An 18,878-nucleotide genomic window follows, 5' to 3' on the forward strand; every position below is an offset into this window, starting at 1 on the left:
GGTGATGGCCAAGCGTAAGCGCAGAATTCTTCCGGTGATCGCCGTTGCGGCGATCATCGGTCTGATCATCGTCGCTCTGTGGTACCTGCTGGCCGGACGGCTGCCGAAGGAACCGGGTATCCCGGTGCCGCCGGGTCCCGAGGAGCCGACGTCGCAACCGGCGGACTGCCCCGACGTCCAGGTCATCGCCATTCCCGGTACCTGGGAGTCGTCTGCCACCGACGATCCGTACAACCCGACGGCCAATCCGGCCTCGCTGATGCTCAACGTCACTCGCCCGCTGCAGGAGCAGTTCCCCGGCTCGCGAGCCGACGTCTACACCGTGCCGTACGTGGCTCAGTTCTCGAACCCCATCGCACTGCCGCCGGACGGCCAGCAGTCCTACAACAACAGTCGTACCGAAGGCAAAGCCGTCGCCGTGCAGAAGATGACCGATGTCAGCGCGCGTTGCCCGTTGACCAACTTCGTCCTCACCGGTTTCTCGCAGGGCGCGGTCATCGCCGGCGACATCGCGGCTGACATCGGAGCGGGCAACGGTCCCATCTCCGCCGATCGGGTTCTCGGTGTCACCGTCATCGCCGACGGTCGACGCGACGGCGTCTCCGGTACCGACGTTCCGGCCCCGCTCGACGGCGTCGGTGCAGAGGTCGCTCTGGGCGGACTCGACCTGCCCGGCATCACGATGACGGGGCGTCGAGAAGGTGGCTTCGGTGCTCTCGACGACCGGACCAACGAGATCTGCGCTCCCGGCGACTTGATCTGCTCGTCACCGTCGGATGGATTGTCGCTCCGCAACATTCCGCAGAGCATCCAGATTTTGATCGGTGCTGCAGGCAACCCCGTTCATGCGTCGTACAACAGTTTTGTCGTCGACGAATCCGGTACGACGGCCACTCAGTGGACCGCTGCGTGGGCCGCCGGACTGATCGAGAACGCCCCGACGCCCGCGCATTCGTGAGCGATGACGCTTGATAACGGAAACGTCACAACGCAATGCGTGGCGATCTATTGCCAGGCACAAACCTGAGCCGTGAAACCCCCCAGCCGGTGTGATCGACTCCGGTCAGCAGCTAGAGTGGCGCCTTGGACCTGCGCAGATCGGCCTCGGCCGGGCTGCTCTCGCCACCCGAAACAAGACCGCTGCACACTCCGAGGAGAGCAATAGATGAGTTCCGCCGAGGCCGCGACCGCAGGGCCGCGCAAATTCCGATTCGCTGCAGGCGGAGAGGGAAACGCCGAGGAGGGCGGGGCTCGGAAGTTCATCAAGCTGGCGCAACAGGCCGAGGAACTGGGCTACGACAGCTTCATGATTCCCGACCACCTGGGCAACCAGGTCGGTCCGATCGCGGCTCTCGGAGCACTCGCCGTCGCCACCGACAAGATTCGGCTCGGCACTGCTGTCCTGGCCAACGGCTTCCGGCATCCCGCTGTGCTGGCCAAGGATGCGGCCACCATCGACGTGCTGTCGGGCGGTCGACTCGAACTCGGTCTTGGTGCCGGGTGGATGCGTGAGGAGTACGACAAGGCGGGTATCACGTACGACCGCCCGGGCGTGCGCATCGAGAAGCTCGAAGAGACCCTCGAAATTCTCGACGTCCTGTTGCGCGGTCAGGAATGCAACTTCGCGGGCAAGCACTACACGATCGCAGGACTCAAGGGCAGTCCTCGGCCACGGCAGGGACCGCGTCCTCCGATCTGCATCGGCGGTGGCGGTCCGAAGATGCTCGCGCTCGCGGCCAAGCACGCCGACATCATCTCCGTGGTGCCCAGCACCTCGAAGGAGGGCAAGCTGTTGCTCTCGGGCATGACCATCGAGAAGACCCTCGAGCGAGTCGAGCTCATTCGCAGCGCTGCGGGGGATCGGTTCGACGACATCGAACTGAACTGGGCCATCACCACGATCGTCGTCACCGACGATCGGGAGCAGATGGCCGAGATGGCGCTGGCGGCACTCGACAACGGCTACCCGCCGAACGTGGACGTCGACGTCAAGCTCACCGTCGAGGACATTCTGTCGTCTCCGTACCTCGCATTCGGGACATACGAGGAAATTGCCGATCAGATCCGTAACGTTCGCGCGCGAACGACGATGTCCTATGTCGGGGTTTTCCCTACTCAAATGGAAGCATTCGCGCCGGTTGTCGACTTGCTGAAAGGCGAGTGACGTAGGCGCGTGTCGGTACGATGTAGCTGGCCTCGAAACCAGGTGCCAAACCGACACCGTAAGAGCTACTAGTCAGTAACATAAAACGCTGTTCGGTGTCTGCATGCACGTAGCCGGTCGTGTGGGCCCAGGTCACGCAGGCTGTGTGGCAGCGGATTCGTGTCGGAGGAGATTGAAGTAATGAGCCACACGTTCGATGATTTCATCGATGAGAACGGCCACATCACCATCGGCGAAGGGCAGACACTCGTCCGCCACGTCGAGGTGAACGTGCAGGAGAATTCCGACACGCTCGCGTACCGGTTCGTCGACTACTCCCGGGAACGTGACGGTGAAGCTCACGAGCTCACCTGGGCCGAGTTCGGTACTCGCCTCAAAGCTGTCGCTGCTCGCCTGCAGCAGGTCACCCAGCCCGGTGATCGCGTGGCCATCCTGGCCCCGCAGGGACTCGAGTACGTCATCGCCTTCTTCGGTGCGATCTACGCGGGCACCATCGCGGTTCCGCTGTTCGATCCCGACGAGCCCGGTCACACCGACCGCCTGCATGCCGTCCTCGGTGACTGCAAGCCCAGCGCCATCCTCACCGCGAGCAATTCGGCTGCAGGCGTGCGCGCGTTCTTCCGCGCGCTGCCCGCTGCGGAGCGGCCCAGGATCATCGCCGTCGACGCCGTCCCGGACAGCGTCGGCGAGACGTGGGTCGAGCCCAAGGCCGGGCTCGACGACATCGCCTACCTGCAGTACACGTCCGGCTCGACGCGTACCCCGGCCGGCGTCGAGATCACGCACCGGGCAGTGGGCGTGAACGCGCTGCAGATGGTCGACAGCATGGAGATCAACCACGACTCCCGCGGTGTCACCTGGCTGCCGATGTTCCACGACATGGGCCTGCTCACCGTCATCCTCCCGGCGCTCGGCGGCAAGTACATCACCATCATGAGCCCGCGTGCCTTCGTGCAGCGGCCCTGGCGCTGGATCAAGGAGCTCGCCGCAGTCTCCGACGGCGCAGGCACCTTCGCAGCAGCACCGAACTTCGCGTTCGAGCACGCCGCCCAGCGCGGTCTGCCGAAGAACGGCGAGAGCCTCGACCTGTCCAACGTCATCGGTCTGATCAACGGCAGTGAGCCCGTCACCACGTCGTCGATGAAGAAGTTCAACGAGGCGTTCGGTCCGTACGGTCTGCCGAAGTCCGCGATCAAGCCGTCCTACGGCATGGCGGAGGCGACTTTGTTCGTCTCCACCAGCAAGCACGCCGACGAGGCGAAGGTGGTCTACGTCGACCGCGTCGAGCTCAACGCGGGCAACTTCGTCGTCGTCGCCCCCGACGCCCCCGGTGCCATCCCGCAGGTGTCCACCGGAACCGTCGCCCGCAGCCAGTGGGCTGCCATCGTCGATTCCGAGACCGCCGGCGAGGTTGCCGACGAGCACGTCGGTGAGATCTGGTTGCACGGCGAGAACATCGGCAAGGGCTACTGGGGCCGCGAAACCGAGACCACGGAGACCTTCCACAACAAGCTCGTCCACCGCAATCCCGAGGGCTCGCACGCAGAGGGCGCTCCCGAGGGTGGCAACTGGATGCGTACCGGCGACTTCGGCGTCTACCACGACGGCGAGCTCTACATCACCGGCCGCGTCAAGGACCTCGTCATCGTCGACGGCCGCAATCACTACCCGCAGGACATCGAGTTCTCGGCTCAGGAAGCCAGCAAGGCCCTGCGTCCCGGCTTCGTCGCGGCCTTCGCCGTCCCGCTCAACCAGCTTCCGGACGTCGTGTTCGAGTTCAGTGGCGCAGCCCTGACCAAGGACTCCGACGACAGCTCCGAGCAGCTCGTCATCGTCGCCGAGCGCGCACCCGGCTCCGGCAAGGCAGACCCGGCTCCGATCGCCGACGAGGTGCGTGCCGCAGTGTCCGCCCGGCACGGCGTCACGGTTCGCGACGTCCTCCTCGTACCGGCCGGTTCCATTCCGCGTACGTCGAGCGGCAAGATCGCTCGACGCGCATGCAAGGCGGCGTACATCGAGGGCACGCTGCGTGGCGGTTATCAGCAGACGGCCTTCCCGGACGCAGAACTGCCCGACTGACGGACGCATCTTCCGTTTTTCCTCCGACACGACTTGGTGAGTAATGGCTGAACTAGAGACAGACAAAATCGAGCGCGTGGACGGCGGAGACCTCACGGTTGCGCAGCTGCGGGACTGGCTGCGCAACTGGGTTGCGGACGCGACCGGGCAACCGGCGTCGGCCATCTCCGACGACCGCCCGATGGAGGAATTCGGTCTGTCCTCTCGCGATGCCGTCGCACTGAGCGGCGAGATCGAGGAACTCGTGGGGGTCACGTTGACCGCCACCGTCGTCTATCAGCACCCCACCATCGCTTCGCTCGCCAAGATCATCATCGAGGGCGAGCCGGACGAGCCGGTCGGCACCGTCGACGATGCGTTCTACACCAGCGGTGGCCAGTCGGGCGACGCGCACGACGTCGCGATCGTCGGCCTGTCCTCTCGATTCCCTGGCACCGGACACACTCCGGAAGAGATGTGGTCGCTGCTGATCGAGGGCCGCGACGGCATCACCGATCTGCCCGACGGCCGCTGGCAGGAATTCACCTCCGATCCCGTCATCGCTGCGGCGGTGGCCGCGACGGTGACCAAGGGCGGTTACCTCGACGACGTCAAGACCTTCGACGCCGAGTTCTTCGCGATGTCGCCCAATGAGGTCGTCAACGTCGATCCGCAGCAGCGGCTCGCGCTGGAACTGACCTGGGAAGCGTTGGAGCACGCGCACATTCCGGCCAGCTCTATCAAGGGCAGCCAGGTCGGCGTCTTCATCGGCAGCTCCTCCAACGACTACCAGCTCATCGCCGTCAGCGACCCGGCCGTGCACCCGTATGCCCTCACCGGCACGTCCACCGCCATCGTCGCCAACCGAGTGTCGTACTTCTACGACTTCCGCGGGCCGTCGATCGCCGTCGACACCGCGTGCTCGTCGTCGCTGGTCGCCGTGCACCAGGCGGTGCGCAGTCTGCGTACCGGCGAATCCGATCTGGCCGTTGCCGGTGGCGTCAACATGCTGCTCGCGCCGCCCATCACCGTCGGATTCGGCCAGACGGGTGTGCTTGCGCCCGACGGCCGAATCAAGGCCTTCTCCTCCGACGCGAACGGCATGATCCGCTCCGAAGGCGGCGGACTCGTCGTGCTCAAGCGACTCGAGGACGCCGAACGCGACGGGGACGACATCCTCGCCGTCATCGCCGGATCCGCGATCAACCAGGACGGCCGCTCCAACGGACTGCTCGCACCGAGCCCGGACGCACAGGCCGATGCGCTTCGGTTCGCATACCGCGACGCCGGTATCAACCCGTCGGGCGTGGACTACATCGAAGCGCACGGCACCGGAACCATTCTGGGCGACCCGATCGAGGCCGACGCTCTCGGTCGTGTGGTCGGTCGTGGCCGTGACGCCGACAAGCCGGCTCTGTTGGGATCGGCGAAGACGAACTTCGGCCACCTCGAATCTGCCGCAGGCGCAGCAGGTTTGATCAAGGTCGTCCTCGCGATGCAGCAGAACAAGCTGCCCGCCTCGCTGAACTACGCGGGCCCCAACCCGTACATCGACTTCGACAAGGCGCACCTGAAGGTGATCCCGGAGGCCACCGACTGGCCGCGGTACACCGGCAAGGCCGTCGCGGGCGTGTCCGGGTTCGGATTCGGTGGCACCAACGCGCACGTCGTCGTGAGCGAGTACGTCCCGGGTGAGACCGACGGCGCATTCGACCCCTCGGCCGTGGACCCGGACGCCGCGGTGGTGGAGGGCGTCTACGAGGAGCAGCTCGATTCCGAGACGACCAGCCCGGTCGCCGAGGCCGAGACCATCCTGGCAGAGTCCGAAAGTGCCCCGGAGACAGTGATTCTCGCGGTGTCCGCCGCCCTGCCGTCGCGTCGTAAGCGGGCTGCATCGGAATTGGCCGACTGGCTCGAGACCGAAGAGGGCAGCACGACGCCTCTCGTCGACGTCGGCCGCACGTTGGCTCGCCGCAACCACGGGCGTTCGCGCGCAGTGGTTCTGGCCTCCACCACGGCCGAGGCCATCGCGGGCCTGCGCGCCATCGCCGCCGGCAAGCCTGGCCCGGGCGTGTTCTCCGCGGATTCACCCGCGTCCAACGGAGCCGTGTGGGTGTTCTCCGGTTTCGGTTCGCAGCACCGCAAGATGGCATCGCGGCTGTACCGCACCAACGCGGTGTTCGCGGCCGAGGTCGACAAGGTGGACGAGCTGCTCGTCGACGAGGCCGGCTACTCCATCCGCGAGATCATCCTCGACGACTCGCAGACCTACGAGTTCGAGAACTCCCAGGTCGGCATCTTCGTCATCCAGATCGCCTTGGCGGCAACGCTTCGCGCGCACGGTGCCGAGCCGGCAGCCGTCATCGGCCACTCGATGGGTGAGGTCGCCGCCGCCTACGTCGCCGGTGGCCTGAACCTCGAAGACGCAGTGCGCATCATCTACGCCCGTTCGCGACTGCTGGCCGAGGGGCAGGACGGACTCGGAGCCGCATCGCAGGGTGCCATGGCTCTCGTCGAATACACCCCGGACGAGGTCAAGACCCTCACCGATCAGTTCCCCAACGTCGAACCCTGCGTCTACGCAGCACCGACGCACACCACTGTCGGAGGACCACGCGCCGAGGTCGAGGCTCTCGTCGACATGGCCGAGACAGCAGGCAAGATGGCCCGCCTGCTCGACGTCAAGGGTGCCGGACACACCGCAGCAGTCGACGTGCTGCTCGGTGAGCTGGCCGCCGAACTGGCCGGAATCGAACCGAGCAAGCTCACCGCCGGGGTCTACTCGTCGGTCGATCGTGAGGCGCACTATCGCGTCGGGCATGCGGCGATCCACGGTGTCGACTACTGGACCAAGGGAATGCGTCATCCGGTCTGGTTCACTCAGGCCGTCAATGTCGCTGTGGGAGACGGTCACACGACGTTCGTCGAGCTCGCTCCCAACCCCGTCGCGTTGATGTCGGTGGCCGCCACGGCATGGGCTGCAGGCGTCGCCGATTCGACTCTGATCCCGACGCTCAAGCGCAAGGAGGACGAGTCCGAGACCTTCCTCGCCGCTCTGGCGCAGCTGTACGTCCACGGCCACGCACTGGAACTGGCAACGCTGTTCGAGTCCGGTCCGTACGCGCCGATCCCGCGAACTGCGTACCTGCGCAAGGAGTTCTGGCTCAACTCGCAGGTCAGCTCCAGTGGTAACACGCGGGTGCCCGGCGCACGCGTCGCACTGCCCGACGGCCGCCACGTCTGGGAAGTTCAGGCCTCGGCCGTCACCGGTTTCGATGCACTCGTCACTGCTGCCGCGTCGCAGGTGTTCTCCGATGTGGCCCTGGGTGTTTCGGTTTCCCATGCCGGCGTGCCGAAGGTGGGCACTGTCGTCACGACCCTGACCTCGCACCTCGGTGGCGCGTCGGTCCAGGTGCACGCACACGAGGGCTCGGCCTTCACGTTGCTGCACGAGGCCGTCGTCACGTCCGGTGATGCGCGTCCGGAACCCGTTGTCGCTCTGGAAGAGCGTTCCTCTTCTCCCATGGAGGAGCTGCCGGAGGTCGTCGAGACCTTCGGTGATCGCTGGGATCCCAACGGCAATCAGAAGCTCGAAGACCGGCTGGCCATCATCGTCGCGGAGTCCATGGGCTACGCGCCGGAGGATCTGCCGCCCGAGGTTCCGCTGATCGAACTGGGTCTCGATTCGCTCAGCGCCGTCCGGATCAAGAACCGGGTGGAGTACGAATTCGACATCCCCACAGTGCAATTGCAGGCCGTGCGCGACGCGAATCTGCGTGAGGTGGAGAAGTACCTGCGCTATGCGATCGAGAACCGCGACGAGGTGCAGGCCCTGGCAGACAAGCAGGCGGCGGAGAAGGCGGCCGAGCAGGCTGCTGTTGCGCCTGCTCCGGTCGAGCCTGCCCCCGTTGCCGAGGATGTCGCTCCCGTCGAGACGGCTGCCCCGGCTGTTGCTGCCGCGGCGCAGACCGACCTCGGCGGCAAGGAAGCCTTCGCCGAGGCCGCCGGGTCCGACGTGCCTCCGCGCGACAATGCCGAGCGGATGACGTTCGCGACATGGGCTGTGGTGACGAAGGAATCGGCCAAGGGCATCTTCAACACCCTGCCCATCCTCGACGACGAGACGGCCGAGAAGTTGGCCGCTCGTCTGACCGAGCGGGCAGGCGGCGAGATCACTTTCGACGACGTCCTGGACTCGGAGACCATCGAGCAGCTCGCCGACAAGGTTCGCCCGCACCTCGAAGACGGTGAGATCGACGGCGTCGTACGCAACCTGCGTGCCCGCCCCGAAGGTTCCACCGCCACACCGGTGTTCGCGTTCCACTCGGCCGGTAGCTCCACCGTCGCCTACGAGCCGCTGCTGCGGAAGCTGCCTGCAGGCACGCCGATGTACGGACTCGAGCGCGTCGAAGGGCCCATCGCGGTACGAGCAGCGGAATACGTGCCGCTGATCAAGGCGATCCAGCCCGAAGGACCGTACGTGTTCGTCGGCTGGTCGCTGGGCGGCATCCTCGCCTACGAGGTGGCGCGTCAGATGGAGGAAGAGGGCATCGAGGTCGCCTACGTCGGGCTGCTCGACACCGTCATGCCCGGTACGCAGATCCCGGACACCAAGGACGAGGTGCGCAAGCGCTGGGAGCGGTACGCGGCCTTCGCGAAGAAGACCTACAACGTCGACTACCCGATTCCGTACGACAAGTTGGTCGAGTCGGACGACGAGGGCCAGATCCGCATCATCACCGATCTGGTGAAGCTCAGTGGCGCGAAGATCCCCGGCGGCATCATCGAGCACCAGCGCACGTCGTGGCTCGACAACCGGGCGATCCAGACGGCCGAGCTCAAGAAGTACGGCGGACACGTGACGCTGTACATGGCCGACAAGTACCACGACGACGCCATCGCCCTCGAGCCCGCGTACGCCAGCCGTGAAGAGCACGGTGGCTGGGGACCTGTGGTCGAGGACCTCGAGATCGTGTACGTCGGAGGCGACCATCTCGCCGTCGTCGACGAGCCGTACATTGGAAAAATTGCGGCCCATTTGTCGAAGACGCTCGAGAACATCGAGTCTGCAAGAACCGGAGCGTAGATCTTGAGTGGCACCACTGCGGAGAAGTTGGCCGAACTACGGGCGAAGCTCGAACAGGCCAAGGAGCCGGCCGGCGACATCGGCGTAGCGAAGCGCGCGAAGAAGGGCATCCCCAGCGCCCGCGATCGCGTGAACTCGTTGCTCGATCCCGGTAGCTTCGTCGAGATCGGCGCACTGGTGAAGGCCCCGAACGATCCCGGTGCCCTCTACAGTGACGGCGTCGTCACCGGTCACGGAACCGTCGACGGCCGTCCGATCGCCGTGTTCTCGCACGATCAGACGGTGTTCGGCGGAACCGTCGGCGAGATGTTCGGCCGCAAGGTCGCAGGCATCATGGACTTCGCGATCAAGATGGGCTGCCCCGTCGTCGGCATCAACGACTCCGGTGGAGCACGTGTTCAGGACGCGGTCACGTCGCTGGCCTGGTACGCCGAATTGGGCCGACGCCACGAGGCGCTGTCCGGTCTGTGCCCGCAGATCTCCCTGATCCTCGGCAAGTGTGCCGGTGGTGCCGTGTACGCGCCCATCAACACCGACATCGTCGTCGCCACCGAAGAGGCGTACATGTTCGTCACCGGCCCGGACGTCATCAAGTCCGTCACCGGTGAGGACGTCAGCCTCGACGAACTGGGCAGTGCTCGCGTCCAGGCGGTCAACGGCAACGTGCACCACGTGGCAGCGGACGAGAAGGCCGCGTTCGAGTGGATCCGGAACTACCTGAGCTACATGCCGTCGAGCTGCCAGGAAGAGTCGCCGGTGATCAACCCGGGGCTAGAGCCCGAGCTCACCGACTCCGATCGCAAGCTCGATTCGTTCATGCCCGACGCCGACAACGCCGGCTACGACATGCACGACATCATCCTGCGTATCTTCGACGACGGTGAATTCCACGAGCTGTCGGGCCAGACGGCACCGAACGTCATCACCGGTTTCGCCCGCGTCGACGGCCGGCCGGTGGGCATCGTCGCCAATCAGCCGATGCACCTGTCCGGGGCGCTCGACGCCAAGGCAGCGGACAAATGCGCCCGGTTCATCCGCCTCAGCGATGCCTACAACATTCCGATCATCTTCCTGGTCGACACACCCGGCTTCCTGCCCGGCGTCGACCAGGAGACCCTCGGCGTCATCCATCGCGGTGGCCGCTTCATCTTCTCGTTCGTCGAAGCGACAGTGCCGAAACTGACTGTGGTGATTCGTAAGTCGTACGGCGGCGGATACGCGGTGATGGGCTCGAAGCAGCTCGGATCCGACATCAACCTCGCCTGGCCGACCGCCCGCATCGCCGTCATGGGTGCCGAAGGTGCCATCAACATCATGAGTCGCAAACAACTCGCCGAGGCCGGAGAGAACGCACCGGCGCTGCGCAAGCAGCTCATCAACTTCTACAACGAACACGTGGCAACGCCCTGGATCGCCGCCGAGCGTGGCTACATCGACGCGGTCATCGAGCCCTCCCAGACGCGCCTCGAAATTCGCAAGGCCCTGCACATCCTGAAGGACAAGGAAGTGCACAAGAGTCCACGTAAGCACTCGTTGCTTCCGATCTAGCCGGACTGAAGTGGTGCCCCTGCCCTCGCAAGGGGGTCGCTTCGCTCCCGTTCGCGTCAATGGACCACTGCACCGTTCAGACGTATGCAATGGTCCATTCACGCAACAGCCGGGCCGGTGTCAATGGACCATTGCACCGGTCAGACGTGTTCTGTGGTCCATTCACGCGGTCGATTCACGCGGAACCATCACTACATCCGGTCGAGGTCGGGCGAGAGCGTGCTGGTAGTTCATCCGTAGGTCGTCGAGCACCTGATGCGGTCGATCGCGGATGTCTTGCGGTGAATGGGATACGACGATCAGACCGTGGGCCTGCATTCGGTTGCGTCGGGCTTGTGTCCGCTGGTAGTCGGCCGGTGACAGATGATGGGTCACGGAATCGATCTCCCGTGCCAGTGCCACAGCGTCGATCCACCCGTCCGTGTTGGCGATGAACTCTCCGCTTCGGGCGTAGATGTCGCAGTTGTGCGTCATCGTGGGCAGCCCGCTGGTTCGGTACAGACGTTGATCCTCGAGTTCTGCCACCGAGTGCGCGTTGTCCCGCAACTCGAGAAGCACACGGCGGGTGAGCGCACTGTAGCGTCGCGGGCCTTCGGCCAGTTCGGTGGCGATTTCGTCGATGGACGCGCTGCCTCTTTGGAGCACCTCGGTCAGCAAGGCGACGCACCGTGCCTCGGATCTCGCGGCCCGCGTGGCGTCGACCAATGAACGCACCAGAGGAGCAACTCGGATGCTGCCCTTGGTGATCGGCTCGGGAAGCCGCCACGTCCGCTCTGCTCGGACGAAAGACACCGATGCCCGACGCATCTCCGCGGGCAGCAGCAGATGAACCTCCCCGGAGGATCCGTTGGTCCCGTATCCGAACGAATCGAGTCCGACGCAGCCGGTGATCATGCTCGTCGGGCCGCCGTACGCGAGCGCCGCGGCTGAGCGCTCGAGGGTCGAGGGATGGCCGTTGCGCAGCAGTACGACACCCGGTAGCAACCGCTGCCACGGACCGCCTGCCGCGCATCTGCCGTCGATCGCTGCGTCACTCACGCCCACTTCGCGAAGCTGTCGGCGCGTCACTACGCCGGTCGAGCTCAGGTCGAACAACGAACCTGCGTTCCACTGTCGTCTTTTCATGCCCGAAGAGTCGAATTCGGCACCGACACGTTTTTCGCATTTAGACGCTGTCGCCGATTGTCTGTGGATACCCGACGAGGCTGTGGATGGATCGGCTGCTACCGGTCGCGAGCCGGACGACGCTGTCGGACTCGAATGATAAAGCCGTCAGATGGAGTCCGATGAAGTCCGCGGTCTGTGCCCCACCGGAGGGTGAATGGACCATCCACGCGCTCAGACGTATGCAATGGTCCATTGACCCACGACGTGCCGATACGTGAATGGACCCTTGCACGGTCGAGACGTGTGCAAGGGTCCATTCACGCGGAGCGGGGGGCGGGCGGGCGGTCAGTCCTCGAAGACTCGCAGTTCTCCGTCTTTGTACCAACCCGATCGGGTGACGTCGGCGGTGTCGAGTTCAGCGGGCACGGCGCTCGGGTAGTACTGCTCGTAGCGCTCCAACGATCCCCAGTCCCTGGCCCAGTCGTTCTCGAGGTAGGTGGGGACGGTGACGGGCTTGGCGAGCAGTTCGGACCAGCCCAGGGGGCCGCCGTTCTCGCCGGATTGCCAGGTGTCGGTAGAGCTGACGGCGAGTGGGCGGTCGGGCAGGATGCGGTATCCGGGTACCTCGGCCACGCCGTATCGGTGGTCGAAGGGGCGCTGGCACGGGAACTGCAGTCCGACGGCCCAGTCGAGCAGCACGGGTTGTTCGCTGCCGATCATGGTGTTGAGGTTTTCCATCACGGGCACTCGCGGTGGGGTGAACGCGAGCCATTGGTCGCCGGTGAGGTTGGGGTCGTTGGCGACGATGCGGACGGCATCGGCGTCGGGTGCGATGTCTGCCAACGGGATTCGGAGGTTGCGCCACGAGGGTGCGGGTCCGATGTCGCGCGGCAGGTAGGTGCCCTGGGCCTGGACGCTACCGTCGGGCTGGCGCTTGCCGTATTCGAGCAGCAGCGACTGTCCGTAGGTGAGGGCTCCGGTGTCGTCGTAGGACCAGATACGTCCGGCTGCGGAGAAGACGACCAGCGGTGCGTCGTCGCTGCGGGCGGGCAGTTGGTACCAGCTCGAGGTGGCCGACGCGGGCTCCTGGACGCCTTCCTGGTACGAGCCGAGGACGGGAGTGGTGGCCGGGTCGAGTCCGAAGGGGAGGGCGGCGGAGGAGCCGTTGACGCCCACTTCGCCGGTGCCTCCTGCAGTTCCGGAGCTCTGGCCTTCCTCGAAGGCGGGTCCGACGGACTGCTGGTCGGTATTGCCTTGTCCTGGTTTGACTTCCACGGCGTCGGCGCTGAGGTCGCTGGGGACGCCGTTGGCGGTGAAGTTGCGCAGTGTGCTGCTCGATCCGCCGAGGGGTCCTGCGACGGGGTCGAATTCCTCCGGCAGCGGGCTCAGTACACCTGCGTTGGGGTTCGATTCGACGAGGACGTCGTTGGCGAGTCCGCACGAATTGCCCAGAACCGATTGCACATTCGAGCGTGCCAGCGAGTAGGCGGGATACTGCGAGACGGCTCCCTTGACGAGCGAGAGCACCTCGAAGAGCACCATGATTCCGGCGATGACGGTCAGCGGTGCGGCGGCGAACTTACGGATGCGCTTGCCGCGCGCAGACGTCGGTTTCGGTTGTGGGGGAGCGTATCCCTCGCGTAGGTACTGGAATGCGGCGACGGCGAGGACCAGTCCGAAGAGGATGAGGAACAGGGTTCCCGATTCGTTGCCGCTCAGCGATACCGTCTTGTCGAACCACGGCACGCCGTAGCTCGAAACGTACCAGTAGCCGTTGATGCCCGAGAACGACAGTGCGAGAACGAACATCAGTCCGGCGGTGAACAGCGATCGGTTGCGTCGCGAGCGCAGGGCGCTGGCCGAGACGGCGACGGCGGTCAGTGCGGCGAGTCCACCGGCGATTCCCGCGTAGGAACCGAAGTGGTGAGTCCACTTGGTGGGGTTGAACATCATGAAGAAGATGGTGCCGAGCACGACGCCGAGGAGCCGCCAGGCCGGCCCGTTCGCGATGCCGGGGATGCGTCGGCGACGCAGCAGCACGAACAGAGTGGTGAACAGGCACAGGATCATCGTCAGGAACGCGAAGCGGCGTGCGACGGAGCCGTCGACGGTCTGGACGAAGAGGTAGTAGTAGCGCAGGAAGTCCTGGTACCAGGCCTCGTTGGGGCCGATGATGGTGCGGACTCGGGTGGACTCGATGACCGTCGCGTACGTCTGGTCGGCAAACACGACCACGAGAACCAGTACGCCTGCCGCGGCCAACGGTGCCAGCATCGCGAGGGTGCCGACCTGGCGGTGGCGTCGGACGACGATGCGCGCGATGGGCCGGGCCCCGGCGAGAAGTGCTGCCACACACATCAATCCGGTCGGCGCTGCGGCCAGGGTGAAGGCTCCGATGAGACATGCTGCGGCTGCGGGGAGCAGTCGTCCGGTGGCGATGGATCGTTCCACCGAGCACCAGGTGAGGAGTGCGCCGAGGGCGACGATCGGCTCGGGACGCAGTCCGTTGTTGTACGGCAGCCAGAACGCGAGGAACACCAGTCCGCCGGTCCACAGAGCGACGTTGGATTTGCGCACTGCGCGGCCGAGGCGTGGCACCACCTCACGGCTGATCACCATCCAGCACAGGACGCCTGCGATGAGGGCGGGTAGACGCATCCACGGGCTGGCGGTCGAGATCTTGGCGAAGACGGCGAGTACGTCGTAGTACCAGCCGAACGGGGCCTCGGGTACGCCGAACCAGCGGAAGTAGTTGGCCATGTAGCCGGAGTGATCGGCGGCGCGGGCCATCGTGAGCAGGTAGCCATCGTCCGAGGTGTTGGCACCGACGAAGTGCCAACCGACCAGAACTCCGAGGACGGTGACGTCGACGCCGGTGAACTTCCACCAGTGGGAGGGGAAGAAGCGGCGGTGCGCGCGGCCGTCGGTGCCGTCGAGCCGACCGAGTGCGCCGATGGCCAGCAAGGTGCAGGCGATCGCGAGGATCATGATCAGCGACTTGAGCAACGTCGGCGACGACGAGAACCGCGAGTCGACGTCGACGGTGACGGACATGTCGGCCGGGGCCGCGCCGCTGAGATCGCTGAAGATGCCGACGACCTGGGGTCGCAGATCGCCGTCGAGCCGGCCTTGCAGAGGCTGGCCGTCATCATCGGTCAGGCCGGTGAAGGCCGCGGAGGTGTACTGGTCGTTCGAGGTGATCTCGATGGCCGCGCAGCGGGTGCTCTCGACGTCGGCGCGAGGTGCCGTCGCGACGACCACGTTGCGGTCGAGAACGTCGACGTTCGTTTCGCCGACGCGCACGAACAGACTGTTCAGTGCCGCGCCTTCGCCCTGCGGGGGCGCAGTCGCCAGCAACAGCCCGCCCGACGCGGGAAGTGCTGCGACGGCAGAGCACGGGAGGGTCGCAGTGAGGCTCAGGGGTGCCTGGGACACCAGCGGGGCGTCCACGTCCTGCAGGAGGCCGTTCTGCGGCCATTCGATGGTGGCCGTGGTCTGAGTGACGGGTGCGAACGGAGTGATCAGCGCGAACAGCACACCGAGCACGCCGGCCACCATGGCGATCAGCCGGGGAACTCGTACCTGAGCACGAAGTTCGTCCGAGGCTCGCAGTGGAGCGGGAACGGGTGGACCAGCTGATGAATCTGTCACGACGTCGGGCACGAGAGTCGATGTTATGCGAGCGTGACGAAGAGGTCACACAGGCACCGTCCCCGGAATAGTTCCAGAACCAGGGGATCAGTCTGTTTTCATCGGTCCGTCGCTGGCCAATCCGGACCGAGACCGCTGCTCGACGGCGATCTCGGCCGTCGCCGCGTCAGGATCGAGTGGCATGTATCTCTCGATCGATCCCCAGTCTCGGGCGTAGTCGTCGGCGAGGTACGACGGCAACGTCTGCGCACCGAGTAGCAGTTCGGTCCAGCCGAGCGGGCCGCCGCCGATCGAGTCCTGCCAGGCATTGGTGGACTCGGCACCGGTGCGGTCGGGCAGAATCCGGTACTCCGGCACCTCGGCGACGCCGTCCCGATGATCGAACGGGCGCTGGCACGGGAACGCCAGCCCGACGGCCCAGTCCAGCAACACCGGATCGGTCGATCCGACCAATGAGTCGAGAGTCTGCGTCTTCGGGACGCGCGGTGGGGTGACGGCGAGCCATTGATCGCCGGCCAGGTCGTTGTCCTCGGCGACGATGCGCACGACGTCTGCGTCGGCAGGCAGCTCGTTCATCGGCACGCGCAGGTTGCGCCACGACGGCGACGGACCGATGTCGAGCGGGGTGATCCGTCCCAGCGCGAGCACGTCACCGCCGTCGCGGCGACCGTATTCCAGTTCGACGCGTTGGCCTTCGGTGACGATTCCGTCCTTGTCCACCGATCGGATGCGGCCGGCGGCGGCGATGGTGATGAGGTCGCCCTCTCCAGGCAGCGAATACCAACCCGAGATCAGGGACGCAGGCTCGGTGGCCCCGAAGCTGCCGAGTACCGGTGTGGTGCTCGGATCGAGTCCGAACGGCAGAGCGACCGTGCTGCCGTTGACTCCGACGTTCTCGTTGGTTCCACCGGAGGTGCCCGCGGAGTTCGACGAGGTGGCCGCCGCGCTCTGTTCGGAGTCCTCGGGGCGGATGGAGTTCGCGCTGCCCTGCGCGGTGTCCTCGGAGTCGGCCGTCAGGTCTTGTGCGACGCCGTCGGGGGTGAATCCGGTGCTGCCACCCGCTCCGAGTGCGTCCACGCCGGGTTCGATCGGTTGCAGGACCGAGCCGTTGACGTCGGTCTCCACCTGTACGTCGCCGGCGAGTCCGCACGAGTTTCCGGCGAGGGCAGAGAAGTTCGAGCGGGCGATGGAGTACGCCGGGTATTGCGCCACAGCACCTTTGACGAAGGAGAGCACCTCGAAGGCGACAACGCCGCCGGCGACGATGGTCAGCGCGGACGGCGCGAATCTACGTCGCGTGGTGGGTTCTTTTCTGCGATAGGGCAATCGGACGTGTTGGTAGGCGGCGTAGAGCAGCGTCAGAACGGTCAGTCCGAGCAGGATCGTCGAAAAGCCCTTGCCGGCGATGGACGGCGGCTTGTCGAACCACGGAATGCCGTAGCTCGAGACGTACCACCAGCCGTTGGAGCTGGTGAACGCCACCGCCGTCAGGAACAGCACGGCGGCGGTGAACAGTGTTCTGTTGCGCGGAGATCGGACGGTCGCAGCGGTGACGGCAACGGCAGCCAGCGCAGCCAACGATGCCGCGAGACCGGCGTACACGCCGAAGTGGTGGGTCCACTTGGTGGGGGTGAACATCATCAAAGCCAGTGCGCCCAGGATGATTCCGAGGATCCGACGCGATGGCCCGGTGGCCGTACCGGGGATGCGTCCGTTCTTGCGGAGCATCACCGCGATGCACACGACGATGCACAGCAGCATCGCGAACATGCCGAATCGTCGGGCGAGCGAGCCGTCGGGCGAGATGGTCATCAGCGCGTCCCAGCGGACGCGTTCTTCGAACCACGGCACGTTCGGTCCGATGGCCGAGCGCACCCGGGTGGCTTCGAGCACGGTGCTCAGAGTCTGGTCGGCGAAGATCGCGATCAACACCGCCAGTCCCGACGCGACCAGCGGCGCGAGAACGGCGAGCAGTCCCACCTGGCGAGCCCGCTTGACGACGATCATCACCAGCGGGCGCAGCCCGGCGAGCAGGGCGGCGACGGCGATCAGTCCGGTGGGTCCGGCGGCGAGGGAGAACGCGGCGATCAGGGTGCCGATGGCGGCGGGCAGTAGTCGTCCGGTGGCGATGGCGCGTTCGATCGAGCACCACGTGAGCAGTGCGCCGAGGGCGATGATCGGTTCGGGGCGCAGTCCGTTGTCGTAGGGCAGCCAGAAGGCGAGGAACACGAATCCGGCGGTCCACAGTGCGACACGGTTGGTGAGGACCGCGCGACCGAGGCGGGGGATCACCTCGCGGCTGATGACCAGCCAGCACAGGAGCGCCGCGATGGTGGCGGGCAGGCGCATCCAGATGCTGGCGGTGCTGACCTTCGCGAGGGCGGCGAGCATGTCGTAGTACGGCATGCCGAACGGTGCCTCGGGGACGCCGAACCAGCGGAAGTAGTTGGCCATGTACCCGGCGTTCTCGGAGACCCGGGCCATGTTGAGCAGGTAGCCGTCGTCGGAGGTGTTCGCGCCGATGAAGTGCCACAGCACCAGCACGCCGACCACGACGGCGTCGACGCCGGTGACGGACTTCCAGCGCGAGGGGAGGAATCGGCGGTGGCGTCGACCGTCCATGCTGTCGAGGCGATGCAGCGCGAACAGGGAGGCGATCACGGCGAGTGCGCCGACGATCATGGCCAGCAACTTGAACGTGGTGGGGCTCGAGGAGTAGCGCGAGTCGATGTCGGCACGCACGTTCAGGCCGTCGACGGGTGCGGTGAGGTCGGTGTAGATGCCGACGACCTGCGGCCGGATGTCTCCGTCCACGGTGTTCGCGTCGCCGTCGAGGTCGACGACCGTGCTGGTGGCGTTCGAGGAGACCGTCAGTGCGCAGTCTTCGGACAGCTCGGACACGGGAGCCTCGGCGAGGACGCGATCACGCAGCAGCACCTGCAGTCGGCCGTCGTCGACCCGCACGATCAGTGCCTTCTGCTCGGTTTTCGCAGCCGCGATGGGTGCGGTGGAGACCAGAGTGCCGCCGTCGGTGAGAGCAGTGGCTGCGCTGCACGGAACGGTTGCCTCGAGGTCGACGGGCGAGTAACTCACCAGCGGGGCGTTGACGCTGCCGAACGAGCTCTGTGGCCACGACAGCGTCGCGACGTCCTGCTGGACCGGAAGCAGGGGCGTGGCGATGGCCAGGACGGCACCGATGATGCCGGTGACGATCGCTATCAGCCGGGCGGTCGCGATGTTCGGAGCGGTCTCGGGCACGCCGAC

At 65.8% G+C, this 18,878-nt stretch carries 8 protein-coding genes; 5 read left to right on the top strand and 3 right to left on the bottom strand.

What is annotated here, in order from left to right; all coding sequences use genetic code 11:
• Nucleotides 1–4 precede the first annotated feature (4 nt).
• The 5 genes from CH295_RS10565 to CH295_RS10585 all read left to right on the top strand — a co-directional run bounded on the left by CH295_RS10565 (nucleotide 5) and on the right by CH295_RS10585 (nucleotide 10,856).
• On the top strand, nucleotides 5–958 hold the full coding sequence (locus CH295_RS10565) for a cutinase family protein (protein ID WP_037187191.1): 954 nt from the start codon (nucleotides 5–7) through the stop codon (nucleotides 956–958).
• Nucleotides 959–1,165: 207 nt separating this feature from the next.
• Nucleotides 1,166–2,164 carry an LLM class F420-dependent oxidoreductase gene (locus tag CH295_RS10570; RefSeq protein ID WP_094740642.1) on the top strand — a complete coding sequence of 333 codons (999 nt, stop codon included), beginning with the start codon at nucleotides 1,166–1,168 and terminating at the stop codon, nucleotides 2,162–2,164.
• Nucleotides 2,165–2,344: 180 nt separating this feature from the next.
• Nucleotides 2,345–4,243 (top strand): long-chain-fatty-acid--AMP ligase FadD32, encoded by a 1,899-nt coding sequence (gene fadD32 / locus CH295_RS10575; protein ID WP_037187195.1) that lies wholly within the window; start codon nucleotides 2,345–2,347, stop codon nucleotides 4,241–4,243.
• A gap of 43 nt (nucleotides 4,244–4,286) precedes the next feature.
• Complete coding sequence (pks13, locus tag CH295_RS10580) at nucleotides 4,287–9,308, top strand: polyketide synthase Pks13 (protein WP_094740643.1); 5,022 nt, start codon at nucleotides 4,287–4,289, stop codon at nucleotides 9,306–9,308.
• A 3-nt stretch (nucleotides 9,309–9,311) separates the two neighbouring features.
• Entirely contained in the window at nucleotides 9,312–10,856 is a 1,545-nt protein-coding gene (locus tag CH295_RS10585; protein ID WP_037187200.1) for an acyl-CoA carboxylase subunit beta, read from the top strand.
• Between the two features lie 162 nt (nucleotides 10,857–11,018).
• On the opposite strand, the gene CH295_RS10590 is transcribed toward CH295_RS10585, so the two are convergent.
• From CH295_RS10590 to CH295_RS10605, 3 genes are all read right to left on the bottom strand, one after another.
• A complete protein-coding gene (locus CH295_RS10590; protein WP_094740644.1) occupies nucleotides 11,019–11,981 on the bottom strand; it encodes a hypothetical protein in 963 nt (320 codons plus the stop codon).
• A gap of 327 nt (nucleotides 11,982–12,308) precedes the next feature.
• Nucleotides 12,309–15,626, bottom strand: a complete 3,318-nt coding sequence (locus CH295_RS10600) for an arabinosyltransferase domain-containing protein (RefSeq protein ID WP_094740646.1) — start codon at nucleotides 15,624–15,626, stop codon at nucleotides 12,309–12,311.
• A gap of 75 nt (nucleotides 15,627–15,701) precedes the next feature.
• Nucleotides 15,702–18,872, bottom strand: coding sequence for an arabinosyltransferase domain-containing protein (locus CH295_RS10605; RefSeq protein ID WP_252341996.1), 3,171 nt, complete (start codon nucleotides 18,870–18,872; stop codon nucleotides 15,702–15,704).
• Between the last annotated feature and the right edge of the window lie 6 nt (nucleotides 18,873–18,878).

The organism is Rhodococcus sp. 14-2483-1-2 (genome assembly GCF_002259405.1).
Lineage (GTDB): Bacteria > Actinomycetota > Actinomycetes > Mycobacteriales > Mycobacteriaceae > Rhodococcoides.

What these genes read in the sequence shown, in the direction of transcription:
- CH295_RS10565 (WP_037187191.1), top strand. Translation starts at nt 5, where the DNA reads ATGGCCAAGCGTAAGCGCAGAATTCTTCCGGTGATCGCCGTTGCGGCG.
- CH295_RS10570 (WP_094740642.1), top strand. Translation starts at nt 1,166, where the DNA reads ATGAGTTCCGCCGAGGCCGCGACCGCAGGGCCGCGCAAATTCCGATTC.
- fadD32 (WP_037187195.1), top strand. Translation starts at nt 2,345, where the DNA reads ATGAGCCACACGTTCGATGATTTCATCGATGAGAACGGCCACATCACC.
- pks13 (WP_094740643.1), top strand. Translation starts at nt 4,287, where the DNA reads ATGGCTGAACTAGAGACAGACAAAATCGAGCGCGTGGACGGCGGAGAC.
- CH295_RS10590 (WP_094740644.1), bottom strand. Translation starts at nt 11,981, where the DNA reads ATGAAAAGACGACAGTGGAACGCAGGTTCGTTGTTCGACCTGAGCTCG.